This window comes from Stenotrophomonas geniculata (assembly GCF_034508895.1).
Classification (GTDB): domain Bacteria; phylum Pseudomonadota; class Gammaproteobacteria; order Xanthomonadales; family Xanthomonadaceae; genus Stenotrophomonas; species Stenotrophomonas geniculata.
This window is the reverse complement of sequence record NZ_CP140571.1, coordinates 2,098,961-2,112,753: the sequence shown is the minus strand read 5'-3', so window position 1 is coordinate 2,112,753 and position 13,793 is coordinate 2,098,961. Positions and strand designations below refer to the sequence as shown.

Annotated in this window: 14 protein-coding genes; 5 read left to right on the top strand and 9 right to left on the bottom strand. The window is 67.2% G+C overall.

Going from position 1 to position 13,793, the window contains the following annotated elements; translation table 11 throughout:
* Window positions 1-120 precede the first annotated feature (120 nt).
* Window positions 121-369 carry a hypothetical protein gene (locus RI032_RS09805; RefSeq protein ID WP_006475755.1) on the bottom strand — a complete coding sequence of 83 codons (249 nt, stop codon included), beginning with the start codon at window positions 367-369 and terminating at the stop codon, window positions 121-123.
* A gap of 184 nt (window positions 370-553) precedes the next feature.
* Between RI032_RS09805 and RI032_RS09800 the strand changes: the two genes are divergently transcribed.
* Window positions 554-1,012, top strand: a complete 459-nt coding sequence (locus tag RI032_RS09800; protein WP_010482223.1) for a hypothetical protein — start codon at window positions 554-556, stop codon at window positions 1,010-1,012.
* 84 nt (window positions 1,013-1,096) lie between these two features.
* Here RI032_RS09800 and RI032_RS09795 read toward each other — a convergent pair whose 3' ends face one another.
* From RI032_RS09795 to RI032_RS09780, 4 genes are all read right to left on the bottom strand, one after another.
* Window positions 1,097-2,899 carry a DUF885 domain-containing protein gene (locus tag RI032_RS09795; RefSeq protein ID WP_322548202.1) on the bottom strand — a complete coding sequence of 601 codons (1,803 nt, stop codon included), beginning with the start codon at window positions 2,897-2,899 and terminating at the stop codon, window positions 1,097-1,099.
* A gap of 67 nt (window positions 2,900-2,966) precedes the next feature.
* Complete coding sequence (locus tag RI032_RS09790) at window positions 2,967-3,482, bottom strand: cytochrome c oxidase assembly factor Coa1 family protein (protein WP_322548201.1); 516 nt, start codon at window positions 3,480-3,482, stop codon at window positions 2,967-2,969.
* A 25-nt stretch (window positions 3,483-3,507) separates the two neighbouring features.
* Window positions 3,508-5,733 carry a S9 family peptidase gene (locus tag RI032_RS09785; RefSeq protein ID WP_322548200.1) on the bottom strand — a complete coding sequence of 742 codons (2,226 nt, stop codon included), beginning with the start codon at window positions 5,731-5,733 and terminating at the stop codon, window positions 3,508-3,510.
* A gap of 154 nt (window positions 5,734-5,887) precedes the next feature.
* Window positions 5,888-6,577: a glutathione binding-like protein gene (locus RI032_RS09780; RefSeq protein ID WP_010482229.1), complete on the bottom strand. Its 690-nt coding sequence runs from the start codon at window positions 6,575-6,577 to the stop codon at window positions 5,888-5,890.
* A 110-nt stretch (window positions 6,578-6,687) separates the two neighbouring features.
* On the opposite strand from RI032_RS09780, the gene RI032_RS09775 reads away from it, so the two are divergent.
* Window positions 6,688-7,329, top strand: coding sequence for a TIGR00645 family protein (locus tag RI032_RS09775; protein ID WP_019661669.1), 642 nt, complete (start codon window positions 6,688-6,690; stop codon window positions 7,327-7,329).
* A gap of 200 nt (window positions 7,330-7,529) precedes the next feature.
* Window positions 7,530-8,531, top strand: coding sequence for an energy transducer TonB (locus RI032_RS09770; protein WP_322548199.1), 1,002 nt, complete (start codon window positions 7,530-7,532; stop codon window positions 8,529-8,531).
* Window positions 8,532-8,615: 84 nt separating this feature from the next.
* Here the strand turns inward: RI032_RS09770 and RI032_RS09765 are convergent, their stop codons facing one another.
* Window positions 8,616-8,870, bottom strand: coding sequence for a hypothetical protein (locus RI032_RS09765; protein ID WP_010482232.1), 255 nt, complete (start codon window positions 8,868-8,870; stop codon window positions 8,616-8,618).
* A gap of 77 nt (window positions 8,871-8,947) precedes the next feature.
* Here RI032_RS09765 and RI032_RS09760 point away from each other — a divergent pair, with 77 nt between their 5' ends.
* Both RI032_RS09760 and RI032_RS09755 read left to right on the top strand, forming a co-directional pair.
* The gene (locus tag RI032_RS09760; RefSeq protein WP_322548198.1) at window positions 8,948-9,733 is read left to right on the top strand and encodes an AraC family transcriptional regulator; all 786 of its coding nucleotides are present in this window, start codon (window positions 8,948-8,950) and stop codon (window positions 9,731-9,733) included.
* Between the two features lie 67 nt (window positions 9,734-9,800).
* Window positions 9,801-10,229: a DUF7832 domain-containing protein gene (locus tag RI032_RS09755; RefSeq protein ID WP_322548197.1), complete on the top strand. Its 429-nt coding sequence runs from the start codon at window positions 9,801-9,803 to the stop codon at window positions 10,227-10,229.
* A 72-nt stretch (window positions 10,230-10,301) separates the two neighbouring features.
* Here RI032_RS09755 and RI032_RS09750 read toward each other — a convergent pair whose 3' ends face one another.
* Genes RI032_RS09750 through RI032_RS09740 form a run of 3 tightly spaced genes read right to left on the bottom strand, consistent with a single transcriptional unit; the run spans window position 10,302 to window position 13,752 of the window.
* Complete coding sequence (locus RI032_RS09750; RefSeq protein ID WP_019336744.1) at window positions 10,302-11,486, bottom strand: ABC transporter permease; 1,185 nt, start codon at window positions 11,484-11,486, stop codon at window positions 10,302-10,304.
* On the bottom strand, window positions 11,483-12,229 hold the full coding sequence (locus tag RI032_RS09745; protein ID WP_322548196.1) for an ABC transporter ATP-binding protein: 747 nt from the start codon (window positions 12,227-12,229) through the stop codon (window positions 11,483-11,485). The genes RI032_RS09750 and RI032_RS09745 overlap by 4 nt, the downstream gene beginning before the upstream one ends.
* Window positions 12,226-13,752: an alpha/beta hydrolase gene (locus RI032_RS09740; protein WP_235652271.1), complete on the bottom strand. Its 1,527-nt coding sequence runs from the start codon at window positions 13,750-13,752 to the stop codon at window positions 12,226-12,228. The genes RI032_RS09745 and RI032_RS09740 overlap by 4 nt, the downstream gene beginning before the upstream one ends.
* Window positions 13,753-13,793 lie beyond the last annotated feature (41 nt).

Sequence of the window (13,793 nt, the reverse complement as noted above, 5' to 3'; positions counted from 1 at the left end):
GGCAGCCGCGCCGGGCGCGGATTCACAGGCACGCGGGGGGCTCGCGCAGCCATTCATTGTACGCCCCTGCCCGGCCATCGGCCGTGCGCCTGCGACGCCCTGTCGCACCCGGGCGCGGGCTCAGATCACGCCGCCACCCAGGCCGAGGCGGAGGATGCCCACCACCACCACGATGCCGTTCAGGACCAGGCCGGCCCAAGCCCGGCCACGCTTGCTCGGGTGGGTGAACAGGATGCCCAGCGCGGCGATGACCGCGCCCACCGCAGCGAACGGGATCAGGAACCAGTTGCCCCAGCCGAGCAGCGGAATCAGCGCCAGGATCATCCACAACAGCGCCAGTACGCCCCACAACAGACTGATCACACCCATGCCGCTCTCCCGCAGTTGGTTCCTGCCCCAACCATAGACGTTCCCGCTGCCGCCGCCTACTGCCATTGGCGGGGCTGTCACCCGCACCGTGCTAGCGTGCTGCCGTGCGTGCCCTGGCCCGGGTGTTGGCGCCGATTCAGAGTGGCCCGCCGATGATCGCAACCAGTCCTACAGGGGTCGTGCCATGAACATCCGTTGGGCCGCGTTGGCGGCCATCCTGCTGGTCGCCGCTGGCTGTGCCAGCACCTCCAAGGTGATGCTGGGCCGCGCCCGCGCACCGATCGATCCGGCGCTGGTGCAGATCTACTCGACGCCACCGGCCGGCTCCCAGGAAATCGCCCAGCTGGAATCGGCCTCCGCCGTCGGCTTCGGCACCCAGGGCCAGACCGATGCCGCCGTGGCCCGCCTGAAGCGCGAGGCCGCCGCGCTCGGCGCCAATGGCGTGGTGCTGATGGGCGTGGGCAGCAGCGGCTCGCCGGTGGGCATGTCGGTGGGCGCCGGCACGTTCGGTTCGCACGTCGGTGGCGGCGTCGGCATCGGTATTCCGACGACGCAGAAGCGCGCCGCCGGCGTCGCCATCTGGGTGCCGAATCCGGCACCGCCAGCGCGGTTGCCGACACAGGTGATCACCCCGCAGCGGTGACGCGGCAGCGTCACCGCGGGTAGTGCCGGCCAGCGGCCGGCGTCTCTCCCGCTGCGCTCGCCGGGCATGGCCCGGCGCTACCGATTATTTCTGCCGGTACTTCGGCACGAACACCTTGTTCACCGCATCGGCCAGCTGGTCCGGCGGCAGCAGGCCCTGGTCGAGCAGGAAGTTGTTGAACGCCAGGCGATCGAACTTCGCGCCCAGTGCCAGCTCGGTCTGCATGCGCAGCTCCAGGATGCGGGTGTAGCCGTAGAAGTAGCTGCCGGCCTGGCCCGGCATGCGCACCATGTAGCGGTCCAGTTCCTGGGTGGCCATCGCCTTGGACAGGCCGACCTGCTCCATCAGCACGCGCTCGCCGTTGGCGCGATCGGTCAGGCCGAGGTTGAGCATCGGGTCCAGCATCGCGCGCGCGGCACGAAGCAGGCGGAACTGCAGGGCGATCATCTGACCGTCCAGCGGTTCGTAGGGCACCATCTCGGCCTCGGCATACAGTGCCCAGCCTTCCACGTTCACCGAATTGAACGCGAACATGGTGCGTGCCAGCGACACGCCACGCTCGACCATGGCGGTGAACTGCAGCTCGTGACCGGGGCGGCCTTCATGCGCGCTCAGCGTCCATGCCGCCGCACCGAAATTGAAGTCGTCGTACTGCGCACCCGGGCCCGCAGCCGGGTTGCCCAGCGGCAGCACGAAGGTGCCCTGCTGCCCGGTATTGTTGACCAGCGGCGCCGGCAGGAAGTGCGGCGCCGGGCTGGCCGCGCTCTCGGCAGCCGAACCCAGGCGCATCTGCATGGCGCGCTTGGGCACGTCGACGATGGCGTGCTCACGGATCAGCGGGTCGATCGCATCGATCACCTTGCGGTAGTGGCCTTCCAGATGATCGTCGGCGATCTTGTCGGCCTTCAGTGCGCGGATCACCGCTACCGGGTCGCTCGGGTCGGCCACCTTCAGGCCCTTGTCCTTCACCACCAGCGGCGCCAGCTGCTGCATCGCCGAGCGGGTTTCCATGAACTCCAGCTGCGCGCGCTGCATCAGCAGCTTCGGATCGATGTCAATGCCGACCTGCTTGAGCTGGTAGGCGTACAACGGCGCCGGCAGGCGCGCATCGGTGCGTGCCTTCGGCAGCACTTCCTTGCGGGTCCAGGCGGCGTAGTCCTTCATCTGCCCGGCCAGCGCCTTCATCGCTTCATCGGCGCCGGCAATCTGGTACTTCTTCAGCAGCGACTCGATGCCGGTGATGTAGGTCTCAACGTTGTCCAGCGACTGCTGCACTTCGATCTTGGTCGGCTGCAGCAGGCTGCTGTCCTTCAGGCGTTCTTCGTAGCGCTGGCGGGCCAGCGTGGTGAACGCGGTGCCGCCCGGCTGCAGGCCGGCATAGGCCTTGAGGCGGTCAAGCGCCTTGGCCCGGCGCTCGGCCGGCACCTGGTCGGACAGCAGCAGGTTGAGGCCGCTGAACACGGTCTGCGGCGCATCACTCCACGGCAGCAGGTATTTCTCGTTGAGCTCGCTGCCTTCGATGTTCTGGCTGGCGGCGTGGATCATGATCTCCAGGTCCTGGCGGACGTTGGGATCCTTCTCGGTGACCAGCTTTGCCTTGAGTTCATCGCGGGCTTTGGCCATCGCGGCGCGATAGCGCTTGCCGTTGTCCGGGCCAAGGTCTGCGACCTTGTCGTCGTAGCCGGGAACGCCGAAGAAGCCGGTTTCCTCCGGCTGGAACGGGCCTTGTGCATCAAGCAGGATCTGCGCCAGTGCATTGCTGCGGGCAACCCAGGCCGGGCTGGCCGGAGTAGTGGCCTTGGCAGCCGGCGCGGCCAGGGCTGGCGGTGCGGACAGCAACGGGGCGGCGGTCAGGGCCAGGGCAACGGCCAATGCAATCGGCTTCATGGTGCACTCCAGGACAGGGTTGCCCGCACCCTACGCGCTCACGGCGATGGCGACAATCGGCTGGAGGTCACAACGCCGCGGTCAGCGGGCATTCGCCGCGATCACGGCAGGCCTGCAACTCGCACTCTCCCGCAGCCTCGTCGTCATCCAGCGCGGTCAGATCGAAGGTCTGCTTGTCTTCGGCCAGTACATACATCACCGGGTAATCCCAGACTTCCTCGCGACGGCTGCCCTGCACGAACAATCGCCCGTGCGCATGCGGTCCTTCCAGGGCCACGGTCAGGCCGACATCGCGCTGGCCATTGATCGCGGTCTGCATGCTGCCCAGCGGCATCGATTCGATATGCAGCGGCTCGCCGAAGGCTTCCACCAGTTCGATGCTGCAGCCCGCGCGACGCAGCGCTTCGCGCATCGGCGGGCTCTCGCGTGCCGCCTCGCTCCAGCGCAGCACGCTCCAGGTCACCACGCCACCTGCGCCGCCCAGCACCAGCACCACCGTCAGCGGCATCGCCCAGCGCCAATGACGGCACCACCAACCGGCGGACGTCTGTCGATGGGCGGGAATCGGTGGTGGCAGGGTCATCGGCGGGCTCCTTCCCGGCTGCGGATCAGGGCTTCAGGCAACGTCCCAGGAAGGCTTCGGCCACGCGGTAGCGATGCAGGGCATCGGCGCCGGACAGGCCATGCTTGGCACCCGGGTAGGTCATCAGCTCGAACGGCTGTGCACGCTTCTGCAACGCGCTCATCAGGCTGGTCGAATTGGTGAACAGCACGTTGTCGTCGGCCATGCCGTGGATCAGCAGCAGCGGCGAGCGCAGGCCGTCGATATGGGTCAGCACGCGCGCTTCGCGGTAACCCGCTTCATTGCGCGCCGGCAGATCCATGTAGCGTTCGGTGTAATGGCTGTCATACAGGCCCCAGTCGGTCACCGGCGCACCGGCCACGCCACAGGCGTACTGGTTCGAGGCCTTGGCCAGCAGCATCAGGGTCATGTAGCCACCGTTGGACCAGCCCTGCACGCCGATGCGCGCCGGGTCCACCCACGGTTGCTGCTTCAGCCAGGTCACGCCGCGCAGCTGGTCGGTCACTTCCACCGTGCCCTGCTTGCCATACAGCGCACCACCGAAGTCGCGGCCACGTCGCGGGGTGCCACGATTGTCCAGCGAGAACACCACGTAGCCCTGCTGGGCCAGATACTGGTTGAACAGGTGGTCGCCACGGCCGGGCCAGCTGTCGGTGACGGTCTGGCTGGCCGGGCCGCCGTAGACGTACACCGCCACCGGGTAGCGCTTGGACGGATCGAAGCCGGCCGGCTTGATCAGGCTGTAGTTCAGCGGGGTCTTGCCATCGGCCGCCGTCAACGTGCCGAACTCGACCGGGCGCTGCGCATCGCGGTAGCGCGCATACGGATGCTTGGGATCGGCCAGGTCGTTCTCCACCAGCGTAGCGATCTTCTCGCCGTTGGCGCGGAACAGTTCAATCTGCGGCGGCGTAGTGCTGTTGGACCAGCTGTCAACGTAGACGCTGGCATTGCGGGCGAACGTGGCGCTGTGCATGCCCGGTGCCTTCGACAGGCGCTGCGGCTCGCCGCCCTGCAGCGACACCGCGTAGATCTGGCTTTCGCGCGAGGTCTCGATACCGGCACGGAAGTAGGCCTTGCCGGCCTTTTCATCGACCGCCAGCAGTTCGTCCACCGGCCAGTTGCCGTGGGTCAGCGCGGTGCTCTTGCCCTTGCTGTCGATGCGGTACAGGTGCTGGAAGCCGGTGCGCTCGGACGACCACAGCACGCTGCCGTCGTCGAGGAAGCGCAGGCTGTTGTGCAGCGGCACCCAGGTCGGGCTGGTCTCGTGGGCGAGCACGCGCTGGCGGTTGGAATCGAGCGCCACTTCCACCAGGTCCAGCTGCTTCTGGTCGCGCGACTGGCGCTGGAAGCTCAGGTGCTGCGCATCGCGCCAATCGACGCGGGCCAGGTAGATGTCCTGCTCCTTGCCCAGGTCGACCCAGCGCGGCTGCGCGTCGGCGGCCGGTGCGATCACGCCCAGCTGCACGCGCACGTTGGCATCGCCGGCGGCCGGATAACGCTGCTCGATCACGTCGGTGCGGTCGGCGTAGACCTCGTAGCGCTTCTGCACCGGCACCGGTGCCTCGTCGATGCGGGCAAAGGCAATGGCCGAATCATCCGGCGCCCACCAGTAGCCCGTGTGGCGGTCCATCTCCTCATCGGCGACGAACTCGGCCACGCCGTTGCCGATGGTGGTGCTGCCATCACGGGTCAGCTGCAGCTGCTTGCCACTGGCCAGGTCGATCACCCACAGGTTGCGGCCGCGGATGAAGCTGACGAAGCCGCCCTCGGGCGACAGCTTGGCGTCGGTGGCGAATCCTTCACCGTGGGTCAGCTGGCGTACCGCGGCTTGGCCCTGCTGCTTGAGGTCGTACAGGTACAGCTCGCCGCCCAACGGGAACAGCAGGCGCTGCGCGTCCGGCGACCACTGGTAATCGACGATGCCGGTCATCGCGGCGATGCGCTGGCGTTCGCGGCGTGCCTTTTCCTCATCGCTGAGGGTTTCGGTGCCGGGCAGCACCACCTTGGAATCGACCAGCAGCCGGGTCTGGCCGCTGCCGATGTCGTAGGTCCACAGGTCCAGCTGGTTGCGGTCGCTGTCCTTGCCGCGCAGGAAACTGACCTGCGAACCGTCCGGCGCCACCTTCGGCTTCATCAGGGTCGGGCCGGACAACGGCAACGGGCCGGTGATGGCTTCCAGGGTCAGCTTTTCAGCGTGGGCGGCGGTTGTGGTGGCGAGCATGAGGGCGAGCGAAGCGAACAGGTGGCGCATGGAGGATCCCGGCAAACGGCAGGTCCACCCCGTCTCGGAGCACGGGGCGGTCGTTCCCCATCCTAACCAAGCCCGTGCAGGAAGGCAGCATGACCTTTTGCCCATAAGGAATGCTGACGAGTGCCGACCAACGGCCGGCACCCACCGTCCTGGGTCAGCGCTGGCCGAACAGGTGCTTGCGCTCTTCGTCGCTGAGCGGCTTGCCGGCGTTGGGGTTCACCTGCTGGCGCAGGGCATAGGCGCGCTGGGTGGCCGGGCGTGCGGCGATGGCGTCGTGCCAGCGCTTGAGGTTCGGGAACGCGGCGAAATCCACCGGCAGCTTGTCGTAGGCGCCGATCCACGGATAGCTGGCCATGTCGGCGATGCTGTACGCGTCGCCGGCAAGGAAGGCGTGCTGGGCCAGGCGCTTGTCCATCACCCCGTGCAGTCGGCGCACCTCGTTGTCGTAGCGCTCGATGGCATACGGGATCTTGTCCGGCGCATACACGTTGAAGTGGCCCATCTGGCCGCTCATCGGGCCCAGGCCGGCCATCTGCCAGAACAGCCATTCCAGGGTGGTGACGCGGCCGCGCGGGTCGCTGGGCAGGAACTGGCCGGTCTTTTCGGCCAGGTACAGCAGGATCGCGCCGGACTCGAACACGCTCAGCGGGGCGCCGCCATCGGCCGGGGCGTGGTCGACGATGGCCGGCATCTTGTTGTTCGGCGAGATCGCGAGGAATTCCGGCTTGAACTGGTCGCCCGAGCCGATGTTGACCGGGTGGATGCGGTACTCCAGGCCGGCTTCTTCCAGCAGCAGGGTCACTTTGTGGCCGTTCGGGGTGGGCCAGTAATACAGGTCGATCATGGCGGCGGCTCGGGGTGCGGAAAGGAACCTGAAGTCTAGTGCGTGAGTTGGGTTGGCACCGTCATGGCGGGCCGGTAACCTCGCGGCTCCCCCGAAACGCACTGTCCTGCATGAGCCACAGTCCTCGCCCCCTGTCCCCGCTGTCCTCGCTGATCTTCGCCTCGCGCTGGCTGCAGCTGCCGCTGTACCTGGGCCTGATCCTTGCCCAGTGCGTCTACGTGTTCCTGTTCGGCAAGGAACTCTGGCACCTGCTGTCCCACTCGGTCTCGATGGGCGAACAGCAGATCATGCTGATCGTGCTGGGCCTGATCGACGTGGTGATGATCTCCAACCTGCTGGTGATGGTGATCGTCGGCGGCTACGAGACCTTCGTCTCGCGCCTGCGCCTGGAAGGCCACCCGGACCAGCCGGAATGGCTGAGCCACGTCAACGCCAGCGTGCTGAAGGTGAAGCTGGCGATGGCGATCATCGGCATCTCCTCGATCCACCTGCTGAAGACCTTCATCGCCACCAGCGCGCTGAAGGGACTACCGCTGTGCAAACCGGAACAATGGGCCGCTGCAGTGTCGTCGGCTTCGACCAGCTTCTACAACGCTGGCGTCGATACCTGCACGACCATGACCCAGGAAGGCGTGCTGTGGCAGACCATCATCCACTGCGTGTTCATCCTGTCGGCGATCGGCATCGCCTGGACCGACAAGCTGATGTCCAACGGCCACAGCAAGTCGCACGACAAGGCGCACGACCACTGAGGTCGTTGCCAGCAGCGACGTGACGCCGTTGCCCCGTCCCGGCCACCGCCCTTGTACGCGGCGGTGGCCGGGATGCTAGATTGCACCCTCGCCGTTGCCGGCGGTGGCGTCGGGAAACGTCACCCTGCCGCGCCCGGACCCCAAGTCCCGGCCATGCGTATCAATGATTTACGTCACGTCGTCTTCTAGAGGGGAGCAGGATGTCGCACGTCTCAACGATCACCGCCGCGCGCCGGTGGCTGCCGGTTGCCCTGGCACTGGCACTGGCCGCCTGCTCGGGCAAGGAAGAATCCGCAGCGCCTGCTGCCGCCACGGCGCCTGCCGCTGCCGCACCCGCCGCACCGGTGGTCGCTGCCAAGGTGCAGTCGATGGGTACCGAGCAGCTGCGCGAGTCGGCCAGCCAGGCGCTGCGCGAGAACCGCATGTATGCACCGGCCGGCGACAACGCCATCGAGTACTACCTCGCCCTGCGTGACAAGACGCCGGACGACGCCTCGGTGAAGAGCGCGCTGACCGATCTGCTGCCCTACACCCTGATCGCCGCCGAGCAGCACCTGGGCCGCGAGGACTACACCGAGGCGCAGCGCCTGATGGCACTGATCGAGAAGGTGGATGCCTCCGCCCCCGCACTTCCGCGCCTGAAGGAAGGCCTGGCCAAGGGCGTGGAAAACGCCGCCAAGCGCACCGAGACCGAAGCCGAGAAGGCAAAGAAGGACGCCGAGGACCGCAGCAAGCAGCAGATCGAACAGCAGCGCCTGGCCGAACAGCGCACCAAGGAAGCCGACGCGGCCAAGCAGATCGCCGCGCAGCAGGATGCCGCACGCCGCGACAGCGAGCGCCAGGAGGCCGAGCGCCAAGCCGCGGCCCGTCGCGATGCCGAACAGAAGCAGCAGCAGGCCGCCGCCCAGCAGGCCAGCGCCGCGCGCCAGGCAGCCGCCGCCGCAGCTCCCACCCTGCGCCCGGTCAGTACGCCAGCGCCGCGCTATCCGGCCGAAGCCCTGCGTTCGGGAACGTCGGGGGAAGTACTGGTGGAGATCACCGTGGGCACCGACGGCTCAGTGGTCAGCGCCCGCGTGCTGCGCGCAACGTCCGGACGGACCTTCGACCGCGAAGCCCTGAACGCGGTCAAGCGCTGGCGCTTCGAGCCCGTCAACGCGCCGGTCACCACCCGCCGCACCCTGGTGTTCGCGCCGGGCGGCTGACCGCAGAAAAGGGGACGGACGGGATCAAGTCGTTTCTGCCGCCTCCATGACGCCAAGGCCCGGTCCGTCCGGGCCTTGTCCGTTTCAGGCCGCGCCATCAATCAGGTGCTGCAGGGCAGGATCGCGCGCGACCAGCACCTGGAACAGACCCAGCGCATGCAGGCCCGGCAGCAACGCACGCAGGTCAGCTTCGGCAGTGGCGCGGAAGGCGGGATCGCTGGACGGATCCTGCCAGTCACGAACGCTGGCCAGGAAAGCACCTACGCTGCCCTTGCGCACGGTGACGCCGTTCACCTGCACGTCGTTCTGATGGTCGGGAAGAATGTCCTGTGGCTGCATGGGGAAGCGCTCCGTTGAAGTAGGCTCCAGTGTCGGGACGCGGACGCGACGTTTCTGCCGTATAACTGCCAATTGATATGGCAGATCAGACAACCACCGGATTACTCGACCCCGCGTTGGCCGATACCGCCGACGGACCGGTGGTGCTGGCGGCCGGGCTGCGCCAACGCGGTATGCGTCTCACAGCGCGCCACCGGCATGCCCGTGGGCAGCTGCTGGGTGCACACCAAGGGCTGCTGCGGATCGCCGCCGACGACCTGCACTGGCTGCTGCCCGCAGGTCACGTCGCCTGGATACCGCCCTTGCTGCCCCACGCGCTGCTGAGCGCAGACGGGTTCGATGGCTGGAGCCTGTACTTCAACGCCGAGGCCTGCCTGGGCCTGCCCGCCACACCGCGCATTTTCCAGCCCAATGCACTGCTGCGGGCGGCGACGACACGTGCGCTGCGATGGCCCCACCAGCCACTGGATGCTGCGCAGGCACGACTGGCCGGTGTGATCGCCGATGAGATCGCCGCCAGCACGCCTCTGCCGCTTGCCCTGCCACAACCGCGTGACCGGCGACTGCAGAAGATCGCCGCCGCACTGGCGCGCGCACCCGAAGACGGCCGCAGCATCGAGGACTGGGCCGCCAGCAGCGGCCTGTCCGGCCGCAGCCTTGCCCGCCGTTGGCAGGCCGAAACAGGCATGACCTTGAGCCAGTGGCGGCAGCGCCTGCGCGTGCTGCTGTCGCTGCCACGCCTGCTGGCGGGCGAACCGGTGATCAGCGTCGCGCTGTCGATGGGCTACGACACGCCCAGTGCGTTCATCGCCGTGTTCAAGCGCGAGATGGGAGTGACGCCTGCGCGGTACGGGGAGGACTGACGTATCCAGCACTCCCTCTAGCCTTCCTTGCGACCTAAGCTGCTTGCTGATTTCAGGAGCGCAACAGATGAAGTACGACGACGCCAGCTGGCATTCCGGGGGTGACTTCCCTTCGGATCTTCCTGCAGAGGCCGGTGCTACTCACATTGGCATGTACCTGGCGTGGCTGCTGCTACAGGGAATGGCAAGCGCGGAACTCGCCGAGGACGCAGAAGAAGACCTGCAGGCGTTGCTGGAACGCAGAACGACGCCAGGCCTGTTCCTGCTGGAGTGCAGCGACGGCAAATTCGTCGACGATCTGATCAGTGATGAAGCCAACACGTTCACCGCTGCGTACCACGACCTCGAGAATGGCCAGTACCTGGACGACTATGAGGGACAGCTGGGCGCCAATGTCCCGGATCTGTACCACGTCGCCGATACCTGGGAGAACTTCGATCGACTGGCACCGGTGATTGCCCAGCGTTTCGCCATTTGGCAGGCAACGCAGTCCTGAAATCAACGAGGCCCGGAATGACCGGGCCTCGTTTCAGATCCGCCGGGCATGGCCCGGCGCTACCACCCGCACTTAGCCGGAGATGGCCAGGCGCTCGTTGTGGTACCGGCGCACTGCGGCGAACCACAGCAGTGCGGCCAGGCCGAGGCTGGCGCCCAGGTAGATGGCCCAGACTGCCGGCGTGATCGGCTCGTGGCGGATCACCTTCAGCAGCATCTGGTTCTGCGACAGGAACGGCACGGCGTACTGCCACAGCTCGCTCTTCAACGGGTAGGCCACCAGCGCGTAACCGGGCATCATCGGCAGCAGCATCAGCCAGGTCATGTGGCTCTGCGCCTCCTTCATGCTCTTGGCTGCGGCCGACAGGAAGGTCAGCAGCGAGGTGCCGATCATCAGCATCGGCAACATCACCAGCAGCATCTGCAGCATCGAACCGACATTCATGTTGAACTGGCGGCCGATGTTGCCGGGCGCGATCTGTGCGCTCACCTTGAACGCCACCAGGGTCAGCAGCAGCGACACGAACCCGACCACGCAGGCGGCGGCGATCTTGCCGCTTACGATCGCGCTGCGCGAACCCGGCGTGGCCAGCAGCGGCTCCAGCGACTGCCGCTCGCGCTCACCAGCGGTAGCGTCCATCACCAGGTAGGCGCCACCGATGAACGAGGTGAGTGTGAGAAGCACCGGCAGCAGCATCGACAGGATCATGCCGCGCTTGGCTTCGGCACTGGCCAGATCCTGGCGCGCCACGTCCAGCGGCCGCGCGACCTGTGCGTCGATGCCACGCGCCATCAGGCGCAGCGCACCGATCTGGCCATTGTAGGTCGCCAGTGCCGCCTCCAGGCGTGCGCTGGGCACTTCTGCGGCGCGACGGGTACTGTCCTTGATCACCTCCACCAGCGCCGGCTTGCCATCGGCCCAGTCCTTGCCGAAGTCATCGCTGATGCGCAGTGCCACGTCGATCTGCTGGCTGCGGATGGCCTCGGCCAGGTCCTTCGGTGCCGGCGCGGCGTTCAGCCCCTGCGCGGCGAGGAAACGCACCAGATTGGGGGCGTTGTCCGCACCGATGGTCGGAATCTGCAGCGGTTGTTCAATCTGGGTGCGCACCCGGCTCTCGGCCAGCTTGCCCATGCCCAGCAGCAGCACCGGGTACAGCAGCGGCCCGAACAGCAGGGTCAGCAGCAGCGTGCGGCGATCACGGGAAAGGTCGCGCAGTTCCTTGCGCATCACCGTCATCAGGGTCGACATCATGCTCATGCGTGCAGGCCCTCTTCGCTGCCGATCAGTTTCACGAACGCATCTTCCAGGTTGGATTCGCCGGCCTGCGCACGCAGTTCATCGGCGCTGCCGGCAGCCATCACCGTGCCCTTGGCAATGATCACGATGTGATCGCACAGCGCGGCCACCTCCTGCATGATGTGGCTGGACAGGATCACGCAGCGGCCCTCTTCGCGCAGACCCAGCAGGAAGCGGCGCAGTGCGCGCGTGGTCATCACGTCCAGGCCATTGGTCGGCTCATCGAGAATGACGTTGCGTGGGTCGTGCACCAGCGCGCGGGCAATCGCGGTCTTGGTGCGCTGGCCCTGCGAGAAGCCATCGGTCTGGCGGTCGAGGATATCGCCCATGTCGAGTGCATGTGACAGCACCTCGATGCGCTCGCGGATGCGCTCGGCCGAGAGACCATGCAGTTCGCCGAAGTAGGCGATGTTCTCGCGCGCGGTCAGGCGCTTGTAGACACCGCGCGCGTCGGGCAGCACGCCAAGGTGGCGGCGTACGTCCACCGGATTGCGCGCAGCATCGACACCATCGACGCTGATGCTGCCCTGGTCGGGGGTCATCAGCGTGTACAGCATGCGCATGGTGGTGGTCTTGCCGGCACCATTGGGGCCGAGCAGGCCGGTGATGCGGCCATCCTCGGCGCGGAAGCCGACGTTGGAGACCGCCTCGATGCGGCCCGTGCGGGTGTCGAAAGCCTTGTGCAGGTTGTCGGCGACGATCATGGTTCCCATCCGTTGAACGAGGTGAACGCCGGCACGTAGCTCAGCGTGTCCAGGCAGCCGGCATCCAGCGCCTTGGCATCGGTCTTGTCGATGAACTGGCCGAGCAGGCGCGGCATGCAGCCGGCGGTCAGCGTGCCGTGGCCCTGGCCGCGGGCGACCAGCGCGCGGCCATTGGGCAGGCCCTTGAGCACCTGCTCGGCATAGCGCGGCGGCGTTACCGGGTCCAGCTCACCGGACAGCAGCAGCGCCGGTACGTCACTGCGCAGCGGCACGGCATTGCCTGCCGGTGCCGGCCGGTGCGGCCATACCGGGCAGGCGGCGAAGAAGGCACTGGCCACGTCGTTGCCGAACAGGCGCTCGGGATCTTCGGCCGGTGCGTGGTAGCGCGGCGCATCTTCGCTGCAGATCACCGACCACTGCATGCCACGATTGATCTGGAAATCCATGCTGCGGTTCGCACCACGTGCCAGCGACGCCAGCGGTGCATAGCGGCCATGCGCGGCTTCATCGAGAACCAGCGGCAGCAGCGAGGAATACTGCGGCACATAGGAGAAGGCGAACGCCAGGCCGATCACGCTGTCCGGACTCAGTACATCCTGCCGGGTCTGGTTGGTGCCGGGGTCGCGATACTCCACCGAGACCGGCGCACGGCGCAGGGTCTCGACCACGCTGCGCAGCTGCGCGCGGGTGTCGGTCGGGAAGCGCTTGCTGCAGGCGGCATCCTTGCGGCACTGCGCCGATTGCAGGGCGATCGCATCCTCGAACGTCGTGGCGAAATCACCGCCCACCACCAGCTCATTCGGCACTACGCCATCGATGACGATGCTGCGCGTGTGCTGTGGATAGGCACCTGCATAGCGCTGGGCCACGCGCGTACCGTAGGAGCCGCCGACCAGGTTGATGCGCTCGACGCCCAGCGCCTGACGCACCGCATCCAGATCAGCAATGGCCTCGGTGGTGGTGTAGAAGCGCGCATCGGCCCGCCCCTGCAGCGAAGCGGCGCAGCGCTCGGCGTAATCGCGCAGCGATGCTTCAGTGGGTGCGGCATCCTCGTCCATGGCCAGTTCCTTGCCATCCGCGCCACGGCAGTTGAGCGGGTTGGAGCCGCCGGTACCGCGCTGGTCGACGAGGAAGATGTCGCGCTGCTTGCGCACCTGACGCAGGGCGGTATCGACAATGACGGCCACCTCGCTGGCTGCCTGGCCAGGACCACCGGCCAGGAAGAACACCGGATCGGGCTGGCTGCTGCCGCCATCGCCCGATTCCAGCCAGGCGATGCGCAGGCCGACGCGTCGGCCATCGGGCCGGGCCCGGTCCTCAGGCACCTGCAGGGTGGCGCACTGCGCTTCCACGTTGGCGCTGGCGCCTTCGGTGGACAGCGTGCAGGGCTGGAAATCGATGCTGCCGAAGCGGCGGCTGGGTGCATCGCTGGCGCCTTCGGCGCCGGGTGACGGTGACTGGCTGCAACCGGCAAGCATCAGGCTGGCCAACGCTGCGGCCAGCGCGAGGTGGTGACTTTGCATCGTGCTCGTTTCCCCTGGAGGACGTTCCTGGCAACCACGAC